The organism is Rhodobacteraceae bacterium Araon29, assembly GCA_039640505.1.
Lineage (GTDB): Bacteria > Pseudomonadota > Alphaproteobacteria > Rhodobacterales > Rhodobacteraceae > CABZJG01.
Genome location: CP046865.1, coordinates 3481585 through 3502416, shown reverse-complemented (window position 1 = coordinate 3502416; position 20832 = coordinate 3481585). Strand labels below are relative to the sequence as shown.

Sequence of the window (20832 nt, the reverse complement as noted above, 5' to 3'; positions counted from 1 at the left end):
CTTACATGACGAGAGAATACCTTAAAAAAGCAACCTTGACCTCAACCTCTGATGCTACAGATGTAAGCGCTACTGTTCAGAGTATTCTCAACGATATCGAAACCCGTGGCGATGCAGGTGCGTTGGAATATGCCGCCAAGTTTGACAAATACTCTGGCAATGTAATTTTGACCAAAGAAGAAATCAACGCGGCCGCCGCATTGGTTCCAGAACAGCTGAAGCGCGATATTGATTTCGCTCATGATAATGTGCGCAGATTTGCGGAAGCGCAAAAAGCGACGTTGAAAGATATTCAAATTGAAGTGGTTCCGGGTTTGATAGCAGGCCAGAAAAGCATTCCTGTCGATGCGGCGGGTTGTTATATTCCTGGGGGGCGTTATAGCCACATCGCAAGTGCTATTATGACCGTTACGACGGCCAAGGTTGCTGGATGTAACCACATCGTTGCCTGCTCTCCTCCTCGTCCAGACGTCGGCATTGCACCTGCAATTATTTATGCAGCGCATGTTTGCGGCGCAGATACAATCATGGCAATGGGCGGTGTGCAGGGTGTGGCGTCCATGACCTTTGGTCTTTTTGGTCTCCCCAAAGCAAATATCTTAGTCGGACCGGGAAATCAGTTTGTTGCCGAGGCAAAGCGTATTTTATTTGGCCGCGTTGGCATTGATATGATTGCGGGTCCTACGGATAGCCTAATCTTGGCAGACAAATCCGCCGATCCAATGGTTGTTGCCGTCGATCTGGTGGGGCAGGCAGAGCACGGATATAATTCGCCAGTATGGCTGGTTACTGATGATCACGCTCTTGCAAATGAAGTTATGAAACTTGTGCCGGAACTGATCGATGATTTGCCAGAACTAAACCGGGATAATGCGACAGCTGCATGGCGCGATTATGCCGAAGTCATCTTGTGCTCAGATCGAGAAGAAATGGCCGCAACATCAGACGAATATGCGCCAGAGCATTTGACCGTTCAAGCTGAAGATCTTGATTGGTGGCTAGAGCGGCTGAATTGCTATGGATCTCTGTTCTTAGGAGAAGAGACCACGGTAGCCTTTGGAGACAAAGCCTCTGGGACAAACCACGTTTTGCCAACTTCAGGCGCGGCGTCTTACACGGGCGGTCTGTCAGTGCACAAATATATGAAAATTGTGACTTGGCAGCGTGCAACGCGCAGTGGTGCAAAACCCGTAGCTGAGGCAACAGCGCGCATCTCTCGTCTTGAAGGGATGGAAGGCCATGCTCGCACAGCGGATATTAGGCTTAAAAAATACTTCCCAGATGAAGATTTTGATCTAAGTGCAAATGCGTGACTCAAAAGCTATACCGGCACTTTTTGATCTAAGCGGGAAAGTCGCTTGCGTTACCGGTGCAAGTTCGGGCTTAGGCCGGCGTTCGGCGCTTGTCTTGGCAGCGGCTGGTGCAAAAGTGGTATGTGTTGCGCGCCGGCGGGATGCACTGTTGGAAGTTCAAGCGGCAATGCCAAAGAGCTGTGCCATTTTTAACCATGATGTAGCAGATAGATCTGGCTTGAAATCCCTTTCCAAAAAGGTGGCTGAACCATATGGTGATCCCGATATTATCGTGCATGCTGCAGGTATAAATAACCGTGAACCTGCAGATGAAATCACTCCTGAGGGATGGGATATTACGCTTGACTTGAACTTACGCGCCCCGTTTTTTCTTTCGCAGTATCTGGTGCCTGCAATGCAAGCCAAAGGATGGGGCCGCATTATCAATTTTGCGTCCTTGCAAAGCTTCAGAGCCTTCTCAGGCGGGCTTTCGTATGGCGCGTCAAAAGGCGGCGTCGCACAAATGACCAGAGCCATGGCTCAAGCTTGGTCCGAGAAAGGCATTAATGCCAATGCAATAGGGCCCGGTTTTTTTCGCACTGAACTAACCGCTGCAGTCTTTGCCGATCCCGAACGCTCTGCCCTGAATGCACAGCAAACTTGCATTGGCAGAAACGGGGAATTGGAAGACATCGACGGGACTGTCTTATTTCTAGCATCGCGGGCATCGGATTATGTCACTGGTCAGGTTCTAATGGTGGACGGGGGGTTCACAGCAAAATGAAGGCATTGGTTTACAAAGGCCCGACGCAATTAAGCTATCAAGATGTGGCGGACCCGGTTCAGAACGAGGGCACGCAATTGATCCGCATTGATAGTGTGGGTATTTGTGGATCAGATATGCATGCATTTCTTGGCCATGATGAACGTCGCCCTGCACCACTTATTTTGGGTCATGAAGCCGCTGGCGTGATTGTGGGCGGAACACGTGACGGTGAACAAGTCACCATCAATCCATTGGTTTCTTGTGGCACTTGTCCTGCCTGTTTGGCGGGGCGTGATAATCTTTGCCCGGACCGACAAATTATTTCTATGCCGCCGCGCCAGGGCGCTTTTGCCGAATGGGTGACAATGCCAGATCAAAATCTGGTAACCGTTCCAAAAGATATACCTTTAGAGAAGGCAGCATTGGCAGAGCCTATTGCCTGTGGGTGGCATGCGGTCAAATTGGCTTTGGCTGCCGTTCGCAATGATCCATCAGAGTTAAAGGTATTGGTCATTGGAGGCGGTGCTATTGGTCTTGGAGCGGCTATAAGTGCCCAAGCTCTCGGGGTTCAAAATATCACCATGCTCGAACCAAACGACGTTCGGCGAGATTACCTTCTTAAAAATTGCGGGCAAAAAGTTCTGTCGCCTGATGCGTTAAAGAATGGGTCAGATTTTGACATTGTCGTTGATGGTGTAGGCTATGAGGCAACCCGAGAAACGGCCAGCGCACAGGTTAAACCGGGCGGTGTGATTGCGCATATAGGTCTGGGATCAGCCGTTGGTGGGCTAGATATTCGCCGCATGACGCTGCAAGAAATTACCTTTATTGGAACTTACACCTATACCGCACAGGATTTCCGTGAAACGGCCCAAGCCATTTTTGATGGCAGTCTTGGGAATTTGGACTGGACAGAAACGCGCTCTTTGGCTGATGGCAAAATGGCCCTTGACAATATTCGTAGCGGGTCAGTAATGGCGCCTAAAATTATTCTCAAACCCTGATGTAATCTCTACCAAGCCGTGCTATGCGCAATTTGCTTTTTCTAGAGCGGAGTTTTCGATGACCGATTTCGTGTGGATGACTATATCCGAAGCAGAACAACTGATTTGTAGCGCATTGAGAGGTTCGGGTGCGACGACAGAGGTTGCAATGTCTGTTGCAAAGGCATTGGCCGCTGCTGAATCCGAGGGGCAGGTTGGTCACGGGTTTTCCCGTCTCGAAGATTATGCCGCTCAATTGAAAAGTGGGAAAATTAATCCCACAGCCGAAATTCAAGTGCAAACCCCTTTTCCCGCCAGTATTTCTATCGATGCAGATTGTGGATTTGCCTATCCCGCTTTGGACCAAGCGCTTGAGCGTGGGGCAGAGGCAGCGCATCTTTATGGCATTGCTAGCATGTCGATTTTCAATTCCCATCATTGTGGCGCATTGTCGATACAAGTTGAAAAACTGGCCCAGAAAGGCCTGATCGGGATGATGGTTGCCAATACGCCAAAAGCCATAGCCCCATGGGGCGCAGCAGAAGCACAGTTCGGGACCAACCCAATCGCCTTTGCAGTTCCACGTTCGGACGCGCCTGCCTTGGTGATGGACCTGTCCCTTTCAAAAGTGGCTCGGGGCAAGGTTATGAACGCAAGCAAAAGCGGTCAATCTATTCCTGAGGGTTGGGCGTTGGACAGTGCTGGAAACCCGACAACAGACCCTGCTGCAGCGCTGCAAGGAACAATGGTTCCCATTGGCGAAGCCAAGGGCACAGCGCTGGCGTTAATGGTTGAAACTCTGGCTGCGGTTCATACAGGCAGTGCGCTTAGCAGCGCAGCAGGATCGTTTTTCAATGCGGATGGGCCACCGCCGCGGGTAGGTCAATTTCTGTTAGCGATCAAGCCGGGGCAGCAAGCCGACGGCGAAGGCTTTGCCGGCCGCTTTGAGCAACTGCTTGGGGAAATCAATGCGGCCGAAGGCGCACGGCTTCCCGGTCAGCGGCGACTAAAGGCGCGTGAAGCCGCGCAGTCCGAGGGCTTGGCAGTTCCTACTACCTATGTGGATATTGCCCGGCGCCTTGCGTAAGATAAATCTATAGTTACGAGCAATGTAAATTTTTACTTCACTGCTTTTGGGCAATTAAATACTGAAATTCGAAAGGATTTTTGATTAAACGCCGGCCATTTCGCAGATAACAGTCCATTGCTGATGCGTTACCGGTTGCACGGATAACCTTGAATTTTTAATCAAAACCATATCAGCCAAATCAATTCGTGATTTAATTTGTGCAAGGCTGACCGGCTGTAATACTGATTTTACCGCTTTGATATCTACGCATTCCCAGCGCGGGTCATCCGTGGTGCTGTCGGGGTGTGCTAATGCAATAACTTCGACAATTCCAACGACAGATTTTTCTTTCAATGAATGGTAGAAAAACCCCTGATCACCGACTTGCATTTGCCGCATAAAATTGCGGGCTTGATAATTTCGAACGCCATCCCATTCTTCACCAAGGCTACTTTTAGCCAACTGATCATCCCAACTCCAAGTGTTAGGTTCGGATTTGAATAGCCAGTACTGCATTGCTTAAATCACTTTATTCCACCGTATCAAGCGAACACTTTCGAATAGACCGGCTTTGGCATAGGGGTCGTTTTGCGACCAGTTTTGTGCGTCGGAAACGCTATCCACCTCCAGCACGATCAAAGACCCAGTCATTTCCCCGTTTTCATCCAAGAAAGGACCTGCTTGAGACACCTTGCCAGAGTTTTTGATATATTCCAGATGAGCAGCCCTATTCTGTGTCCTTACATCCAGATGATTGGCTTTGTCGTGGGCGATAAGAGCAACGAGCATTTATTCTTCCTTTTGTGGTCGCGACATTAACATAAGAGTTGCCTGAGCGACGTCAATTCGGCCAGACACTAAATCATTTACAGCTTTGGTAATGGGCATATCTAGCCCCAATTTTTGAGCCAGTTTTACGGCTGCCTGAGCTGTTGCTTTACCTTCAACAGTTTGTTTTTCACCCTGTTGATGACCACTGCCGAGTGCATGCCCAAACCGATAATTTCTAGATCCTTCCGACATACATGTCAGGCTTAAATCACCAAGGCCAGACAAACCCGAAAGAGTTTCAGGATTCGCACCAAGTGCCAGCGCCATCCGGCATATTTCTGAATATCCGCGGGTCATCAAAGCTGCGCGGGCACTGTCCCCGAGCCCAGCACCAATTGTGATACCGCAAGCAATCGCCACTACATTCTTTAAGGCGCCTCCCAATTCGGCTCCGCTCACATCTTCGCTTCGATAAATTCGCAACGCATCGGTTGCAATATCATGCTGAATTTTCTTGCCAACCTCAGTTGATCTACAAGCAAGCGTCAGGGCTGTTGGTAATCCTTTTGCGATGTCTGAAGCAAAGCTCGGACCGGTCAGTATTGCGGCTTCAGCTCTAGGAGCCAGCTGTTTGATTATTCCTGTTGGTCCTTGCACGGTACTTAAATCAATGCCCTTACAGCAGGCAATCAGCACTTTAGCATCCAAATTGGTTTCAATTTTTGACAGAAGTGCTGAAAGCTGTTGCATTGGAACCGCAAGGAAAATCACTTCTTTTTGACAGGCCTCGCGCAGATCGTGGGTTGCGGACAATGAGTCTGGAAATTGTGCATCCCCTAGGTGTTTTTGGTTTTGCCTTGAAGATTGCATCAAACGCATATGATCGCTGCTGCGTCCCCACAACATCACCTCTTTTCCGCCCCGTGCCAGTGCAATGGCCAAAGCTGATCCAAACGCGCCAGCACCCAGCACTGCGAAAGTCATGCTTTAGCCCCCTTTTTACCGCCGCCCAAAAGCGCAGTTTGTTTTTCATCCAAGGGCCATCTTGGCCGGGCAGATAACGTCATATCATGGCGGATACCAAGCTGATATAATTCGGCAGCTGCATAGGCAATCATTGCTGCATTGTCCGTACAAAATTGTAAGGGTGGGGCGATGAAGGTTAAATTTAGATCATCAGCAAGCTGCTTTAATCGCCTTCGGATTTCAGAATTTGCAGCAACCCCCCCTGCAACCGCCAACGTCGGTTGATCAGGGTTTAGGCGCAAATATTGCTCAATAGCGCGCCGCGATTTTTCCATCAAAACATCCGCCACAGCAGCTTGAAAACTGGCGCAAAAATCGCTGCGGTCTTGATCATAAAGACCGCCCTGATCTTCGATCAGAGTATCGCGCGCTCGCAAAACCGCTGTCTTTAACCCCGAGAATGATAAATCAAACCCCGCGCGATCAAGCAGGGGCCTTGGAAACCGAAAACGATTAGGGTCGCCGCTTTGCGCCTTTTTTTCCACTTCAGGTCCGCCGGGTTGCTGCAGTCCCAGTAATCGAGCGACCTTGTCAAAGGCTTCACCGGGGGCATCATCGATCGTGCCGCCCAATCGGTGAAACTCTTGCGCAGATTTCACAATCAGAAATTGGCAATGCCCGCCTGAGACCAATAGCATAAGATAAGGATAATTCACCTGATCTGTCATGCGCGGTGTCAGCGCATGGCCTGCAAGGTGGTTGACGCCTATCAAGGGCCTCCCCAAGCCTAAAGCCAGCCCTTTGGCGCTCATAACACCGGACAGAACGCCTCCAATCAAACCTGGACCAGCAGTAACCCCTATTACATCAACATCCTTTAGGGTTTTTCCCGACTGTGTCAAAGCATCAGTGACACATATATCCATACGCTCAGCATGCGCGCGCGCCGCAACCTCAGGGACAACACCGCCAAACTCTTTGTGCAAAACAGATTGGCCAATAACAACCGAAGATAAAACCTTTGCTTTTTGATTTGGCAAAACCTGTACAATAGCAGCGGCGCTATCATCGCAGCTGCTTTCCAACCCAAGATAGAGGCCACCACTCGCAACCATGATTTCTTCCATTGTGTGACGTGTCTAAGGCAGGTAGCATCCCAGAGCATGACAAACAATCCCACAGCTCAGATGCCATCTGTATTGATAACGCGGCCGCGCCCTGCTGCAGAGCGGTTTGCGGCAGATCTTTTAAGGGAATTTCCTCGACTAAATGTTATCATAAGCCCGGTTCTGGAGATTGTTCAGACAGGTGAACTGCCTGAGTTGAGCCAATACCAAGGAGTGATCTTTACCTCGCCCAACGCTGTTGAGCGATTTTCCGCCTCAAAGCGTTTGGATAGGTGTCATTGTTTTTGTGTTGGAGATACGACGGCTGAAGCAGCGCGGCAGATTGGATTTTCCGCAGTTTCTGCAGGAGGTAGTTCCCACGAATTGATAGATCTAGTGAAAAATTTTCCCACTAAGGGCCGTTTGGTACATGTGCGCGGCGTTCATAGTAGGGGGGAAATTGCGCAACGCTTGTCTGACATGGGACGGCCATGTGATACGTCTATTGTTTATGACCAAATTGAACAAACTCTCAATCACAGCGCCCAGCAGCTCTTTAATGAAAAGAAGCTGGTGATTGCTCCCATCTTTTCACCGCGAACAGCAGATTTGTTTGTCAAACAGGTGCAGCCCTCAATACAGACCTATATCGTTGCAATGAGCCAATTGGTCGCCCAAGTATTTACCAAAATACCCAATATATATTGCAGCATCGCCCATGCCCCCACTCAAGAAGCGATGCGGCACAGTGTTGTTCGGCTGTTGGATGATGCGAACCTGCTTGAGCCGTCCGCAAAGCGTCTTTAAACTACTAATAAAGGTATTATCTGTGATCAAAGAGGTCTTAGATGACGAAAAAACAAGATAGCACTAAAAATATAGAAGCAGAAAAGCAAAAAACGTCTGCAAAAAAGCGATCTAAAAAAGAAATTGGTTCAAAGAGCGCTCAGCAAAATAATAGAAATGTTGAGGAAGCCGAACCGAAAACTAATCATGAGGCTGGTGGCGGACCAGAAGTGGTGGACATCTCAAAAGACGATATCATAGAGGTTGATCCGCAACCCCGTGATCAAAAACAGACACTTTATTCCCCAAAAAACGCATCCAATCCTGCCAATTTGGTGGTTATAATTACTTGTGGCATTTTAGCTGTTGCTATCGGATTTGGAGCAGCAATTGGCTTATACAAATATGGTGTTTTGATTGCGCCGCCCTCGCCCAATGAAGTACAGGTAGACATTAAAACAAATATTTCGAAACAGAATGAACAATTTTCGGAACTTGAAAAAAAGGTGTCGAGCGTTCAGTCCAAATTAGAGTTGCTTATTTTGCGCACTGGAACTGACAACACATCAGAAAAATTTGAGTTTTTGGGCAAAAAAATAAATCAATTTACCATTGAATTAGAGACTATAAATTTGCAGCTCTCAACGCTTTCAAAACGTACAGATGATTTAGAAAAGCGCCCTGTTCTGACGGCAGTTCCTGAGGATATAATTGAAAAGCATAGCAAGGAATTGGAAGCCCTAAAGGAAACTTTAACGCAGCAACGAGAGCAAGTGCAGGCGGTCATGCAGGACGCCGAGACAAAGGAAGCAATTGCGAAACAAGCAGCTCGCGAAGCCCGCATATATTCGGCGGTTTCCAGACTTTCTGCTGCCATAAAAAACGGAGACACTTTCGCGGCAGTCCTGATTGATTTTGAAGCCGCCAGTTATTTAAAGGCGCCTGATATTTTGCACAAATATTCTGATACTGGCTTTGTTACCAAAGAGCAGTTAATCGAAAATTTCCCAATAGTGGCGCGCTTGGCTCTCAATTCAGCCCGGTCAGAAGCAAAGGATGCGCAGGGTAAAACCTTTGCAGATTATTTAAAAACGCAACTCAAAGCCCGTTCTGTTATGCCTAGGGAAGGTATGTCTGCAGATGCAATACTTTCAAGAGCCGAAGCTGCGGTGAAAGACGACAGACTAAAAGACGCTTTGTCAGAGCTTGACGCGCTTGATTTAATTGCGAGAGACCAAATGGATGATTGGATCTCTAAAGCCAAGGAACGCCTCGCAGCGGTTGCCTATATAGACACAATCATGGCACAAATAGAAAAATAGGGCGCTTAGATGTTGCTTTCTTTGTTGAAAATTCTGGTTTTTCTGGCGCTGGTTGCGGCCTTGGCCATGGGCATTACATATTTGCTCGATGCTGAGAATATTGTTCTTGGGGATGTGCAAACAACAATTGCTGGCACTGAGTACACCATTAGCCCGCTACAAACTGTGATACTTATTTTAATTTTAAGTGGCGTTGTATTGTTGGTTCTCAAATTATCTACTCTGCTGGTGGCTATATTGCGGTTTATAAATGGGGATGAAACGGCCGTATCGCGATATTTTTTCCGCAACCGTGAACGCAAAGGATATCAAGCCTTTTCAGAGGGGATGCTGGCCTTGGCCTCAGGCGAGGGAGGGGTTGCACTGTCAAAAGCGACTAAAGCTGAGAGATATTTGAAAAAACCAGCTCTCACTAACTTGTTGGCTGCTCAAGCTGCGGAAATATCTGGCGATCGACAAAAAGCCACTGAAATTTACAAAACCCTGATCATGGAACAACAGACCCGGTTTGTTGGTATTCGTGGTATCTTAAAACAACGTTTGGAAGATGGTGAAACCGAGGTTGCTTTAAAGCTGGCAGAAAAAGCATTTTTGATAAAACCCAAGCATGAAGAGACACAAGATATTCTTTTATCATTACAAGCCCGATCCCAAGACTGGGAGGGTGCGCGAAAGACGTTAAATGCTAAGTTAAAGCATGGCGGTCTGCCGCGCGATGTCCACAAGCGCCGCGATGCAGTTTTAGCCCTGTCGCAAGCGCGCGGAATTTTAAAAGATGGGGAGACCATCGAAGCTCGTGAGGCGGCAATAGAGTCAAATAGACTGTCCCCAGACCTCGTACCGGCAGCGGTGATGGCGGCGCGAAGTTATATTGAACAAGACAAGCATAAATACGCGTTACGAGTTATCAAGAAAGCTTGGGCTGCCCAGCCGCATCCAGATTTGGCGGCGGCCTTCTGTGAAATTGCCCCTGATGAAACGCCTTTAGAGCGGCTAAAGCGGTTCGAAATGCTGCGCAAACTTGCACCTGAGCACCGTGAAACAAAGCTAACATTGGCTGAATTGCACTTGGTAGCAGAGGATTTTCCGGGGGCACGGCGGGCTTTGGGAACGCTTTTGGATCATCAACCTGATGCCCATATTCTTACAATCATGGCCGCCATTGAACGCGGTGAAGGAGGAGAGGACCACGCAGTGCGCGCCTGGCTTGCAAAAGCGCTAAGCGCTCAACGTGGACCACAGTGGGTTTGCGAAAATTGTCAAACGGCCCATCCAGAGTGGGACGCTGTTTGTCCAATCTGTGATGCCTTTGATACTATGTCTTGGAAAGAGCCACCTGCAACCACATTAAGCTCTTCAACGCATTTCGAAATGCTACCTCTTTTGGTTGGAAAAAGTGCCAACGGAGAGGTGTCTCAACCGGTGGACTATATTGAACGCGGTGCACAAGAAGATAGTGATACAAAAGATCCAGAACCGGAAAACCCTAAAACATAAGGCAGAATAAAAGTTAAAATCTATCGTGAGAGATACCAAAAATGCCAATTTCAGATGACGAAAATGAACCAATTATAAAGGCAAAAGTTATTGAAGGTGATGCAATAAGCCTTTCTCCAAATTGGAATGTGGATACTGATTTGACGGATATAATCGCCAAATGTTCAAATATATTAAAGGATTGCGGCTATAATGATTATGCCTTGGCAATCCAAGATGGCCGTGAAGAGCGAACAGTATTTCATTATGCGGGATTAGCAATCTTACACGCTGAGCAAACCCAAGCTAAAATTGAAGGAAAAGATACTGAAGACGCAGTATACAATGCAATGCGCGCGGTTCAATTTCAAAACCTTGCAATCATGCATCATAAAGATCTAGGAAGCGATAAGTGGGCAGATAGAAAATCTAAAACTGGTGCTTTGCTGATTGGAAAGTTTTCAAGCGAAGAGCTGCTGGAACTTCGCACTGAAATGGTGATTAGGCTGCGCCTTGAAAAAGTTATGGAAGCGATGATCCCACGGCACTGTGCAAAAATTGAGGGCAACTATCTCAGCACGGGCATGGTTCCCAAAAGTAAAGTGGATAAAATTCGAAAGTATCTTTCCGCTCAAGGTCTGGTAAAGACCTCTTAAGTGCCATTTATCTTTTATCTTTAGAAAAATTAGTGGCTCTGTTTTTGTGTGGCATAGCAACAGATAGGAACCTACCCCCGAAAAGCTCACAAACCTTTACCACCCACTAATGGATTTATTTCAATATGCTAGACTAAAACTAAAATAAGGAAGCTTAATTTTTTAGAGCCCGTTTCATTTTTTCCATCTCCAGTTCAAGGTCTTTTCTACCAGTCCGCAAGCTTTCGATTTCTGTCCACATTTCAACTTTTTGCTCGTTTGCCTTTCTAAGCCGTATCGCCAAAGCTCTAAACATACCATTTATGGCAGGATCAGAATTTTTAAACTTCTCGTCTAAAACATTTCGCGGGATATGCTTAAGCTGACAGTCCGTTCTTGCAATTGCCGTCACACTTCGTTGTTCATCAACAACCTGCCCAAGTTCACCAAATAACTCGCCCTCGCCAAGAGTAACCAAATGAAAGTCCATGTCTGTATAAAGGCTGACAGTCCCAGACACAATTATAAAGGCACCATTGGAATTTTGGCCAGCCTTGTAAATTTCTTCACCAGCAAGAAAGCTTTTTTTAAACGCCACGCAACCAGTCCTTTTAATTACCTTGCCAGACTTATGTTACATGAAAAAAGTTTTAAACCCAGTTTTTGTACTTTAAGCAGTATCTGCCCAAATTTGAGTTCGAAATATAAAAGTTAAACGTGATTGAAACGTTGCCGCAATTCTTTAGCGCCATCAACAACCATAACTAAGTCAACTCCGACGGCGGTGAAAAGCGTGCCGAGCTCTATGCAGCGCTTAGAAAAATTTTCGTTCAGTGTTAGGATCCCTGCCGGACATCCTATTACACCTAGGCGCGCAATAGCATCTTCGCAGGCTTTTACTACATCTGGGTGGTCAGGTTGGCCGACAAATCCCATGCTTGCGGCCAGATCAGCTGGTCCAATAAACACCCCATCTACCCCATCTACAGAGGCAATATCCTCAAGGTTTTCCAACGCCTCAGCTGTTTCGGCTTGGACAAGCAAACAAATCTCTTCATTGGCGCGCGTGGCGTAATCTTGAACTTGTCCAAAACGGTTTGCACGTGTAATTCCAGCCATTCCGCGAATGCCTTTTGGAGCATATCTTATTGATTTAACTGCCTCTTCCGCTTCTTGACGATTTTGAATGAAAGGAATTAGCAGAGACTGTGCACCCATATCTAGCAATCGTTTTATAACGCTTGCGCTGTGATCCGCAGGCCTGACAATCGGCGTAACTTCGGGATACCCTGAGATGGCCTGAAGCGCTGGCAAAACATCGATTGGCTCCATTGGGCTATGCTCAGCATCAATTAAAACCCAATCAAATCCGCAAGTCGCTAATATTTCCGGGGCGGTATGTCCGCCTAAACCGCTCCAAATGCCCAATTGATGGCGGCCCTCGTTTAATGCGGCTTTAAAACGATTTTTTCGTAGGTCCATGATAATTCCTATCAGGTGGATACATGTGAAACATTGCCCTCTGGCGTATAAATGTCCAGAATATTCCAATGGCCTGTGGTTGGCGTTGGATTATTGATCATTGGGATATCCAATACTGTTGGCTTACCTGTTTTGATTGCCGCACATAAGGCTGGATAAAGCTCATCTGCCGAGCTAATTCGAATGCCGTCTGCCCCGTAAGCCCGCGCGATATCTGCATAGCCGGGCCCATTGGTCGGAGCCTCAGCAGAGCCTGGAAAAGTTGTGCCGTAGGTTAATCCATAGTGGGCTTTTTGCAATCCAGCAATTGTGCCAAAAGCGTTATTGTTCATGACCAACCAAATAATTCCCAGCCCACGCTCCACAGCCGTGGCAAGCATTGAAGGATTCTGGCCAAAACCGCCGTCTCCTACCAGCGAAATCACCACGCGGTTGGGTGCCGCCAATTTCGCGCCAATGGCAGCGGGTGGCCCAAATCCCATTGTGGCAAACCCACCCGGTGTTAGGATTGATCCTGGGGATAATATGTCGAACTGTTGCCCCACCCCGTTTTTATTCCAGCCAACGTCGGTGGTAATAATAGCATCCTCAGGCAGCGCTCTTCTGGTCTCTGCCAAAATGCGCTCAGGCATCATGGGAAAGGCATTGCTGGTTGCCATCTCTGCATTACCATCTTTGAATTCTCGCCTGAAAGTTTCTATTTTTCCCAAAATTTCAGTGCGCTTAAATCCCTGCGGATATACTTCTTTGGCAACACGCGTAAGGGTTGCCAAGGTCAATTTGGCATCTGCAACCGCCCCAATTTCAACCGGATAGTTTCGCCCGATTTCCGAAGGCTCTATGTCCACATGAATCACCTTGGTTCCCGGGATATTAAAAGTATAGCCTGGATACCATGATGAGCAGTCTGCCTCTTTGAAACGTGTCCCGATGGCAAAAAGCCAATCTGCGTTTAGGCAGGTTTGGTTTACCAATTCTGTTCCCCAAAATCCGGTCATTCCCAAGACCATTGGGTGGTCATCGCGCAAGGCACCTTTGCCCATTAAAGAATGGGCTACAGGAATTTGCATATGATCTACAAACTCTTGAAGTTCGCTTGACGCCTGCGCGAGTAATATTCCGCCCCCCGCATAGATTACTGGCGTTTTCGCCTGCGCCAATTGTGTCACAATATGACGGGCGGTTTTATCATCTATAGACGGTTTTATGAGGTTGCGGGTGTTTGACTTTATCCGATCAAATGTCGTGGATGAAATTTTTTCTGAAAAAATGTCCATTGGCACGTTAACAAGGACTGGACCGGGTTGCCCACTTTCGGCCAAGTGAAATGCTTTTTCCAATATCTCGGCCATCAACTCGGCTCGATCCACCCGCCAAGCCCGTTTTACAAAGGGCCGATAGATTTCATACTGCTGGGCATCTGCATGCAAATTCACTTCCTGATGTGGATGCTTTCCATAATAGTGGGTTGGGATATCGCCTGCTATCACCACCATAGGAATGCAGTCCATTGCCGCATTTGCCACGCCGGTCGCGCAATTGGTCAACCCAGGTGACAAATGTGACAGCACCACCGAGGCCTGACCATTCACCCTCGCATAAGCATCTGCCGCATGGCTGGCAATTTGTTCGTGTCTGACAGTTACAAAATCAATGGGGCTTTCCGCCATCGCAGCAAGCACAGCGATATTTGTATGACCGCACAGTCCAAATACATGTTTTACATCACGCCGTTCCAAAAAATCGATGATGTGTTCAGCAACGGTCTTTGTAACTCCGGTTATGCCAGCCTTTTCCATTATACGACCTCCTGTCCAAAAAACTCTCCAAAGAGTTCTTGTTCCGAGGGCCGGTCCTCTGGAATTGGACGGCTGACCCAGGTGTAGTTCATCATATGCTTCATAGTGACATTTTCGTTGGTGATATTGCCGCCCCAGATGCCGCAGCCCAAACTAGATGTCATTGGCATACCGTTTGTCCAAGAACCGGCATTTGCCTTGGATTGTGGTTGACGCACCATCATGCGGCTGACAGGCGCAACATGAGCAAGAGCATCAATATGGCTGTCATTGTGACTGTAGATGCCGCAGGAATGGCCGGTTCCGGCAACCTTGTAAATAGCCCGAACTGTTTCCAGAGCATCCTTAAATTGATCAAAGTGATAAAGCGCCATCAACGTCGTTAGTTTTTCGCCAGAGAATTTATGTTCCTTCCCGATTTGACCTTGATTTTCAACCATTAGAAACTTGCGGTCATCAGGGATCGTGAAGCCAGCGACCTCAGCGGTTTGTTGTGGTCGGCAGGCAATTGTTGGAAAGGTCCGATTGCCTTTTTCATCCCACATAGCCTGCCGCAGCATTTCCTTTTCTTCTTCGCTGCACAGGTAACCACCCTCTACTATCAAAGCCTTGACCATATCATCGTATATTGATTTTTGTATGATGATATTTCCATCTGCTGAGCAGCCCGACCCAAAGTCGGATGTTTTTGAAATTCGCGTATTTTCTGCTGCAATAGAAATATCAGCAGTCTCGTCAATTACGATAGATGAATTGCCGGCACCCACACCATAAGCTGGCTTTCCTGAACTATAGGCGGCCTTAACCATTGGCTTGCCGCCAGTGGCCAGCGTTAAATCGCAAATCTCCATCAAATGCTGTGTCAGCGGAATTGACGGTTTGAGTATTGCTTGAAACAAATCCTTAGGCGCACCGACAGCTTTGCAGGCAGTCCGCATGACTTCAACCATTTCAAAGGTGGTGCGCGCAGTGCGGGGATGTGGTGAGAAAATAACTGCATTTCGGGCATTTGCTGCAGAAACACCCGTGACTGGTGGTGTCATTGCCGGGTTGGTCATCGGAATGAGAGAAGCTATAACGCCTGCTGGCTTGGCATATTTTACCAATCCGCGTGGCTCATCTATTTCCACGATGCCAGTTGACGGTGTGCGTAGAACGTCACGCAGAACCATGTGTATTTTGAATCGCTTCGCTGGTCTGCCTGAACGATCCCCGATCTCACTTTCATCAACACCTTGCTCAGCCAATCTTGTAAATGTTTTTTCATTGCCCGCATACCAAGCAATAGCTTGTGAAAGGCGGTCTAGGTCTTTTTGACTCCAATCTTCAATTTTTGCCATTGCCGCGCGCGCGCGGTCCAACATCTCCTTGGCCAGATTGCGTTCTTCTGCAGACAGTTCTTTGCCCATAATTATCCTCATATTATAATATTCCTAAACCGCCATTGCCGTCTTTTGACGGCGCTCGGAGCGGGCTGCACCAAATGTGCGTTTCGCATGCTGAAGGCAGCGGCGTGCATGTTCTTCGTATCCAAGCTCTTTAATCCGCGCTTTGTTTGGCAACTCAATTGAGTAATCAACGGGTGGCATGCGTTCGATGATGCCTTTGAAGTCGATCCACCCTTCACCTGGATAAAGGCGCGCGTCACGGGCAAGCTGGATCATTCCTTCTCTTGTGTCGGCAATACCTGGCAGGCAATCTGAAACATGCAAGAAGTGGAAAAGCTCGCTCGGTATATGCAGAAGTTCGGCAAGATCAACTCGGCTAAGATGCAGGTACAAGGTATCTACCAAAATACCGCCATTCGGCCGGTCTGCAGCGCGTACGATATCAAGTGCTTCATCAAGCGTTCTAAGACGTGAAAAGGTTGGAAATTCCAAATCAACGGTTATTCCATAGGGGCGTGCCAGATCACAAGTTTCTGCATAAACGTCGATTAGAAAATTTCGGTCATCTCTTGTTTTTGTCCAAGCTGACATAATCATTCGCTTGGCTTCCAATTCTCCACCGAGTTCCAGCGCAGGAATAAAATTACGGGGATCTACATCTTCTGTTAAACGGGCAAGCTCAACGTCAAGAACTTTAAGTCCTGTGGTTTTCAGAGCTGTTTTTGTTGCTTGAACCTGAGATTTCCCGACAGGAGATTGGGTGAACTCTCCGGGCACATGCATCGGTATAAATCTTGGGCTAACTGCGTCATACCCAGCGCGCGCCGCAATATAAACAAGCTCGGGTGGCGTCACACCTATCAAAGTCAGATGTGCTAAAGAATAAAGGCTCTTGGGCGCATTATTTTCCCTTCGCTCGGTCATCAGGTGGGCCCCGGAATCAATATGATACAAGTTGTTTAATATGATTAATTATAAAATATATGATATTTTGTTTTATATCAACTATAAATATATCGTAGGAACTCTTGGGATCTAAATTTTCTCCCAGCGCCCACCATTGTCGTTTGAAATAACCGTTGCTTCTATAAAACGCACGCCGTCAGCTCCGTCTTTGACAGAGGGCAAAGCCAACCAATTATCTGGAACTGCCACGCCGTCTTTGCCAGCCGCCACAGCCATTGCAAATTCTGTATATAGATTCGCCCAAGCTTCAATTATGCCTTCTTGAAAACCTCGAGCGGTGCGAATTAAGCGCTCTGTCGCTGGTGAAACACCATGACCATTTCCTCGAGAGATAACGCGATCCGCTTCGCCAAACCGATTTAACTTCAATTGATCGGCATTTTCGAGATCCCATTCAAGCCCGCCCTCGCTTCCAAAAATACGTAAACGCAACCCGCCCCGGTTGCCGGGTGCAAGGCGGGTTATCATCAAGGTGCCGGGAATGCCTCCCTCAAATCGCGTCATCATAAAAGCTGTATCTTCAAGAGGTTTTGGCGATCCGCAAACATGAAATTCCGCGCGCAGGTCCGTCATCTTCAATCCTGATACAAAACTGGCTAGATGAGCGGCATGTGTGCCAATATCACCCACACAGCTTGTTTTACCGGACTTTGCAGGATCGAGACGCCATTTTACATGCTCAGCGGCGCCCATATCTTCTGGTGTCATCCAATCTTGTAGAAACTCAACATGTACTTGGTTGATTTTGCCAAGAGTCCCAGAGCTTACAAGTTCGCGTGCTTGCCGGATCATCGGAAAACAGGACATCACATAAGAAACCCCGAACACAACACCGGCTTGCCCGCTTAGGCGCACCAATTCTTGGGCCTGAGAAAAGTCATTGGTTAGGGGTTTGTCGCACAAAATATCTATACCGGCTTCAATGAAAGCTTTAGAGCCTTCAAAATGCACATGATTGGGCGCTGTGACCATGACCGCGTCAATCCCATCAGGACGAGAGGCCTCTATCCGTGCCATGTCTTCAAACGAAGCATAACTGCGATCGGGACTAAAGAACCAGTCTGAACCTTGAGCGGCTGCTCGCACAGGATCAGAGGACAAAGCGCCGGCTACAATGTCCCAATGGTTGCTCATACGAGCTGCAGCAGCTTGCAGGGTTGAAACGCGACCCCCGCCCAATACACCCAATCTCAACCGCCGATTTAATTTCGGAAAAGGCCCATCAAAATTTATGTGTTCTGGTAAAATATTCATAGCATTAATTCCTAAAACGTGGGTGGTGATGCGCCCTCAGGGAGCATTTCCACTGCCATGAAAATGCTAGGCGTGATAGTTTCATATTGGTGCCAAGGGTAATTTCCCTGTGCATCATACATCGGCCGGTGAGTGCAGCCTGGCGCCATAGTTTCTTCAAGATAAAGCGTGCGCAAATCTTTTTCTAAGCACTGCTGCATTTTACCAAACCCAACAATCTGGGTATGGACTTCCCGAAATCCTGGCACAGGGCAAAAATCATGAAATTTATGCAGCCCGACCTTAAGCGGTACGGAGGCCGAGTGATACATTGAAAGACCTAGCTGGTTAATCCAAACCTTGGGAGACATGTAGTGGCTTACCCCTTTCAAACGTGGCTCTTTTCGAACATCCCAGGCAGAGGGCCATATCTTCCTAACGTCTTCAAACAATTCCTCTTGGTTTGGGTTTTCATCAAATCGTTCTATCACAATGCAGTGTTTCAGTCTGTGGATGGGCGTGTTGCACAAGATGACTGAGTTCAAATGGCCTATTTTCTGGTCTTGCACAGCGATGGGTTCCTCGGAAAGATTTAGGATTATTGATCGAACAGATACGTTATAGTTGGCTTCATCCATCAAAAGCCGAACGGTGAAAAACGGTTCAGAAAATTGAAGAGTTTCGACGCTCATATTCCATGCCTTTCATGATCTTGGTTCTCGGAAGCCGGAAAATTTTCCGGGAGAATTTCTGGGGCATCACAGGTAGATTTTACGGAAACAAATCCGCCTTGACTTGGCGCATCTAAAATACCGTGCATGACCTCGCAGACATGGGCAGCCAGTTCTGCGCTTGCGCGCACGGCTCGGTCATCGCGTACTGCATAGTATAGGTCTAATAATCCTACCCCCCGGCTATCTTGATTAAAGCTATGGGTATTTTCTGCCACTAACCAATCCCCTCGATCCTTTGGACGTGGTTGAAATTCCCAGCGCGACTCACTGCGGGTTCGGTACAAAACGGGCCCTTGAAAAATATTGGCGCCATGCACAGGATCGGGATCGGGAATGCAGATTGTTCCGTCTTCGCCATAAATTTCCAATCGTGGAGTTTCACTATCCCAAATGTCGAAACTAAGGGTCATAGAGCCGATTGAACCATTTTGAAACTCAAGCATAGACAGAGAGTGGGTATCGACCTCTACCTTTATTCTTTCACCGTAGCGCTTTCCATTTTCTATCATTCGCTGATCGAATGTTTTACGCGCCATTCCACTAACTTTTGATATTGGTCCCAATAAAAATACCATGGCGGTCAGGTAATAGGGCCCAAGATCTAGCAGTGGGCCACCGCCGGTTTGATAGTAGAAATCTGGATTTGGATGATGCCGTTCAACTCCATGGGTCCCTGCAAAAGCCATCACACCCGTTGGCTTTCCAATGACCTGTTTATCCAATAATTTACGAACAGTTTGCCACCGACCACCAAAAAAGGTGTCAGGTGCATTTCCTACCTTAAGGTTTTTAGAACTCGCTAGATCCAATATACGGCGACAATCTGAGACATCCGTTACAAAAGGTTTCTCAGAATAGACATGCTTTCCTGCTTCAAGTGCTTTTAGGGTTAGTGACGCATGGCTGGCAGGTATTGTCAGGTTCAAAATACAATCAATATTCGGGTCAGCAAGAATTTCTTCCGGGCTCTGAACCTTGGGAATACCATACATTTTAGCCTTTTTTTGGCTTTCTTCGACATCTAGGCTGCCGCATGAAACAATTTCCAATTCATCAAATTTGGCACAAGTTTGAATATAGATGTCACTTATGCGACCCGTTCCAATCAGACCAATTTGGAAAGGTTTATGTACATTATTCATCATTTTCTGCGGGCTCATAAAGAGGTAGAAAATCTGGTGGCATTGGACCTTTATTTCTTCCACCTTGCTGCATTTGTTCCCATGCGTGGGCCAGCACACCAACAGAGCGAGATAGACAAAATAATCCCCGTGATAAAGCCGATGGAAAACCAAGCTCACAGAATATTACTGCTGTTGCACCATCAATATTCATAGCGATTGGTCGATTGTTGCGTTGTTTGCCGATGCGTTCTCTTACTGCCTCTCCAATTTCTGCAAACTGCCCATTTACGGTGCCTTCCTTAGCTGCTTCTTTTACCAATGCCATAAGGCGTGGCGCGCGTGGGTCGACAGGTTTATGAAACCGATGCCCAAAACCAGAGATGTATTTTCCAAATTTTGCGCGCCATTCATCTAACCCCTCAATGACAGCCATATCCAATGCGATGCCGTCATCCATTTTTGCTGCAATTGAATAGTACAGTTCGGCACATTGTTCGCCAGCGCCCCCATGGACATCACCGAGCATGTTTACAGCAGTGGCCATTGCATTATTAAGTCCAACGCCGCACGTTGCCGCCATTCTTGCGGCTGCGATGGAAGGTGCTTGAGGGCCGTGATCAACGCCTGCCACCAAAGCGGCTTCCAGTAATTCGCTTTGCTTTCGGCTTGGTAAATCACCACGAACCATTAGCCAGATCATTTGCGGAAATGTGACATTTCCAATCAAGTCCTCGATGGGCCGCCCTCGAAACGCGATCTTGCCGGGTTCCATGTCGATGATTGATGTACGCCACCAATGCCTTACGGCTCGTTGTTCATTATAGTTGCTCATCTGCCTTTGACCTCCTTTTACTGCGTCGCCTAGCCATCAGGATTAATGAGGACAAAGTAATATTTATTGCCCCTGCATATTTGTAATACCCCATAGAAAAGT

The 20832-nt window shown here is 47.6% G+C and carries 21 protein-coding genes; 8 read left to right on the top strand and 13 right to left on the bottom strand.

Annotated features, from left to right (window positions below; translation table 11 throughout):
- The first annotated feature begins 5 nt into the window (after nucleotides 1-5).
- From hisD to GN278_16955, 4 genes are all read left to right on the top strand, one after another.
- Nucleotides 6-1313, top strand: coding sequence for a histidinol dehydrogenase (hisD, locus tag GN278_16970; protein ID XAT62309.1), 1308 nt, complete (start codon nucleotides 6-8; stop codon nucleotides 1311-1313).
- Nucleotides 1306-2076: an SDR family oxidoreductase gene (locus GN278_16965; protein ID XAT62308.1), complete on the top strand. Its 771-nt coding sequence runs from the start codon at nucleotides 1306-1308 to the stop codon at nucleotides 2074-2076. Before hisD ends, GN278_16965 begins: the two co-directional genes overlap by 8 nt.
- A complete protein-coding gene (locus GN278_16960) occupies nucleotides 2073-3062 on the top strand; it encodes an alcohol dehydrogenase catalytic domain-containing protein (protein XAT62307.1) in 990 nt (329 codons plus the stop codon). The genes GN278_16965 and GN278_16960 overlap by 4 nt, the downstream gene beginning before the upstream one ends.
- Nucleotides 3063-3138: 76 nt before the next feature.
- On the top strand, nucleotides 3139-4128 hold the full coding sequence (locus GN278_16955) for an Ldh family oxidoreductase (GenBank protein ID XAT62726.1): 990 nt from the start codon (nucleotides 3139-3141) through the stop codon (nucleotides 4126-4128).
- Nucleotides 4129-4212: 84 nt separating this feature from the next.
- Here the strand turns inward: GN278_16955 and GN278_16950 are convergent, their stop codons facing one another.
- The 4 genes from GN278_16950 to tsaD are packed head-to-tail and all read right to left on the bottom strand — an operon-like array spanning nucleotide 4213 to nucleotide 6974.
- A complete protein-coding gene (locus GN278_16950; protein XAT62306.1) occupies nucleotides 4213-4626 on the bottom strand; it encodes an EVE domain-containing protein in 414 nt (137 codons plus the stop codon).
- A gap of 3 nt (nucleotides 4627-4629) precedes the next feature.
- Nucleotides 4630-4899: a YciI family protein gene (locus GN278_16945; GenBank protein ID XAT62305.1), complete on the bottom strand. Its 270-nt coding sequence runs from the start codon at nucleotides 4897-4899 to the stop codon at nucleotides 4630-4632.
- Nucleotides 4900-5865 (bottom strand): NAD(P)H-dependent glycerol-3-phosphate dehydrogenase, encoded by a 966-nt coding sequence (locus GN278_16940; protein ID XAT62304.1) that lies wholly within the window; start codon nucleotides 5863-5865, stop codon nucleotides 4900-4902.
- A complete protein-coding gene (tsaD, locus tag GN278_16935) occupies nucleotides 5862-6974 on the bottom strand; it encodes a tRNA (adenosine(37)-N6)-threonylcarbamoyltransferase complex transferase subunit TsaD (protein ID XAT62303.1) in 1113 nt (370 codons plus the stop codon). The genes GN278_16940 and tsaD overlap by 4 nt, the downstream gene beginning before the upstream one ends.
- A gap of 36 nt (nucleotides 6975-7010) precedes the next feature.
- Between tsaD and GN278_16930 the strand changes: the two genes are divergently transcribed.
- From GN278_16930 to GN278_16915, 4 genes are read left to right on the top strand one after another with little or no spacing between them, the layout of a single operon-like run.
- Nucleotides 7011-7760 (top strand): hypothetical protein, encoded by a 750-nt coding sequence (locus tag GN278_16930; protein ID XAT62302.1) that lies wholly within the window; start codon nucleotides 7011-7013, stop codon nucleotides 7758-7760.
- Nucleotides 7761-7801: 41 nt separating this feature from the next.
- On the top strand, nucleotides 7802-9061 hold the full coding sequence (locus GN278_16925; protein XAT62301.1) for a hypothetical protein: 1260 nt from the start codon (nucleotides 7802-7804) through the stop codon (nucleotides 9059-9061).
- 9 nt (nucleotides 9062-9070) lie between these two features.
- The gene (locus GN278_16920; GenBank protein ID XAT62300.1) at nucleotides 9071-10558 is read left to right on the top strand and encodes a heme biosynthesis protein HemY; all 1488 of its coding nucleotides are present in this window, start codon (nucleotides 9071-9073) and stop codon (nucleotides 10556-10558) included.
- A 41-nt stretch (nucleotides 10559-10599) separates the two neighbouring features.
- The gene (locus GN278_16915) at nucleotides 10600-11193 is read left to right on the top strand and encodes a hypothetical protein (GenBank protein ID XAT62299.1); all 594 of its coding nucleotides are present in this window, start codon (nucleotides 10600-10602) and stop codon (nucleotides 11191-11193) included.
- 154 nt (nucleotides 11194-11347) lie between these two features.
- On the opposite strand, the gene GN278_16910 is transcribed toward GN278_16915, so the two are convergent.
- The 9 genes from GN278_16910 to GN278_16870 form a co-directional block, all read right to left on the bottom strand.
- Nucleotides 11348-11788 carry a cyclic nucleotide-binding domain-containing protein gene (locus GN278_16910; GenBank protein XAT62298.1) on the bottom strand — a complete coding sequence of 147 codons (441 nt, stop codon included), beginning with the start codon at nucleotides 11786-11788 and terminating at the stop codon, nucleotides 11348-11350.
- 95 nt (nucleotides 11789-11883) lie between these two features.
- A complete protein-coding gene (locus GN278_16905; GenBank protein ID XAT62297.1) occupies nucleotides 11884-12654 on the bottom strand; it encodes a 4-hydroxy-2-oxo-heptane-1,7-dioate aldolase in 771 nt (256 codons plus the stop codon).
- A gap of 11 nt (nucleotides 12655-12665) precedes the next feature.
- Nucleotides 12666-14453, bottom strand: a complete 1788-nt coding sequence (locus GN278_16900; protein ID XAT62296.1) for a thiamine pyrophosphate-binding protein — start codon at nucleotides 14451-14453, stop codon at nucleotides 12666-12668.
- A complete protein-coding gene (locus tag GN278_16895; protein ID XAT62295.1) occupies nucleotides 14453-15862 on the bottom strand; it encodes an aldehyde dehydrogenase family protein in 1410 nt (469 codons plus the stop codon). Before GN278_16895 ends, GN278_16900 begins: the two co-directional genes overlap by 1 nt.
- Nucleotides 15863-15886: 24 nt before the next feature.
- Nucleotides 15887-16765 (bottom strand): TIM barrel protein, encoded by an 879-nt coding sequence (locus GN278_16890; GenBank protein XAT62294.1) that lies wholly within the window; start codon nucleotides 16763-16765, stop codon nucleotides 15887-15889.
- A gap of 111 nt (nucleotides 16766-16876) precedes the next feature.
- Nucleotides 16877-18061 carry an oxidoreductase gene (locus tag GN278_16885; GenBank protein XAT62293.1) on the bottom strand — a complete coding sequence of 395 codons (1185 nt, stop codon included), beginning with the start codon at nucleotides 18059-18061 and terminating at the stop codon, nucleotides 16877-16879.
- An 11-nt stretch (nucleotides 18062-18072) separates the two neighbouring features.
- Complete coding sequence (locus tag GN278_16880) at nucleotides 18073-18732, bottom strand: hypothetical protein (GenBank protein ID XAT62292.1); 660 nt, start codon at nucleotides 18730-18732, stop codon at nucleotides 18073-18075.
- Complete coding sequence (locus GN278_16875) at nucleotides 18729-19919, bottom strand: gfo/Idh/MocA family oxidoreductase (protein XAT62291.1); 1191 nt, start codon at nucleotides 19917-19919, stop codon at nucleotides 18729-18731. The genes GN278_16880 and GN278_16875 overlap by 4 nt, the downstream gene beginning before the upstream one ends.
- The gene (locus tag GN278_16870; protein ID XAT62290.1) at nucleotides 19909-20730 is read right to left on the bottom strand and encodes a citryl-CoA lyase; all 822 of its coding nucleotides are present in this window, start codon (nucleotides 20728-20730) and stop codon (nucleotides 19909-19911) included. The genes GN278_16875 and GN278_16870 overlap by 11 nt, the downstream gene beginning before the upstream one ends.
- Nucleotides 20731-20832: the final 102 nt, after the last annotated feature.

What these genes read in the sequence shown, in the direction of transcription:
- GN278_16940 (XAT62304.1), bottom strand. Translation starts at nt 5,865, where the DNA reads ATGACTTTCGCAGTGCTGGGTGCTGGCGCGTTTGGATCAGCTTTGGCC.
- GN278_16920 (XAT62300.1), top strand. Translation starts at nt 9,071, where the DNA reads ATGTTGCTTTCTTTGTTGAAAATTCTGGTTTTTCTGGCGCTGGTTGCG.
- GN278_16950 (XAT62306.1), bottom strand. Translation starts at nt 4,626, where the DNA reads ATGCAGTACTGGCTATTCAAATCCGAACCTAACACTTGGAGTTGGGAT.
- hisD (XAT62309.1), top strand. Translation starts at nt 6, where the DNA reads ATGACGAGAGAATACCTTAAAAAAGCAACCTTGACCTCAACCTCTGAT.
- GN278_16870 (XAT62290.1), bottom strand. Translation starts at nt 20,730, where the DNA reads ATGAGCAACTATAATGAACAACGAGCCGTAAGGCATTGGTGGCGTACA.
- GN278_16930 (XAT62302.1), top strand. Translation starts at nt 7,011, where the DNA reads ATGACAAACAATCCCACAGCTCAGATGCCATCTGTATTGATAACGCGG.
- GN278_16895 (XAT62295.1), bottom strand. Translation starts at nt 15,862, where the DNA reads ATGGGCAAAGAACTGTCTGCAGAAGAACGCAATCTGGCCAAGGAGATG.
- GN278_16965 (XAT62308.1), top strand. Translation starts at nt 1,306, where the DNA reads ATGCGTGACTCAAAAGCTATACCGGCACTTTTTGATCTAAGCGGGAAA.
- GN278_16885 (XAT62293.1), bottom strand. Translation starts at nt 18,061, where the DNA reads ATGAATATTTTACCAGAACACATAAATTTTGATGGGCCTTTTCCGAAA.
- GN278_16955 (XAT62726.1), top strand. Translation starts at nt 3,139, where the DNA reads ATGACTATATCCGAAGCAGAACAACTGATTTGTAGCGCATTGAGAGGT.
- tsaD (XAT62303.1), bottom strand. Translation starts at nt 6,974, where the DNA reads ATGGAAGAAATCATGGTTGCGAGTGGTGGCCTCTATCTTGGGTTGGAA.
- GN278_16880 (XAT62292.1), bottom strand. Translation starts at nt 18,732, where the DNA reads ATGAGCGTCGAAACTCTTCAATTTTCTGAACCGTTTTTCACCGTTCGG.
- GN278_16915 (XAT62299.1), top strand. Translation starts at nt 10,600, where the DNA reads ATGCCAATTTCAGATGACGAAAATGAACCAATTATAAAGGCAAAAGTT.
- GN278_16960 (XAT62307.1), top strand. Translation starts at nt 2,073, where the DNA reads ATGAAGGCATTGGTTTACAAAGGCCCGACGCAATTAAGCTATCAAGAT.
- GN278_16900 (XAT62296.1), bottom strand. Translation starts at nt 14,453, where the DNA reads ATGGAAAAGGCTGGCATAACCGGAGTTACAAAGACCGTTGCTGAACAC.
- GN278_16905 (XAT62297.1), bottom strand. Translation starts at nt 12,654, where the DNA reads ATGGACCTACGAAAAAATCGTTTTAAAGCCGCATTAAACGAGGGCCGC.
- GN278_16890 (XAT62294.1), bottom strand. Translation starts at nt 16,765, where the DNA reads ATGACCGAGCGAAGGGAAAATAATGCGCCCAAGAGCCTTTATTCTTTA.
- GN278_16925 (XAT62301.1), top strand. Translation starts at nt 7,802, where the DNA reads ATGACGAAAAAACAAGATAGCACTAAAAATATAGAAGCAGAAAAGCAA.
- GN278_16875 (XAT62291.1), bottom strand. Translation starts at nt 19,919, where the DNA reads ATGATGAATAATGTACATAAACCTTTCCAAATTGGTCTGATTGGAACG.
- GN278_16945 (XAT62305.1), bottom strand. Translation starts at nt 4,899, where the DNA reads ATGCTCGTTGCTCTTATCGCCCACGACAAAGCCAATCATCTGGATGTA.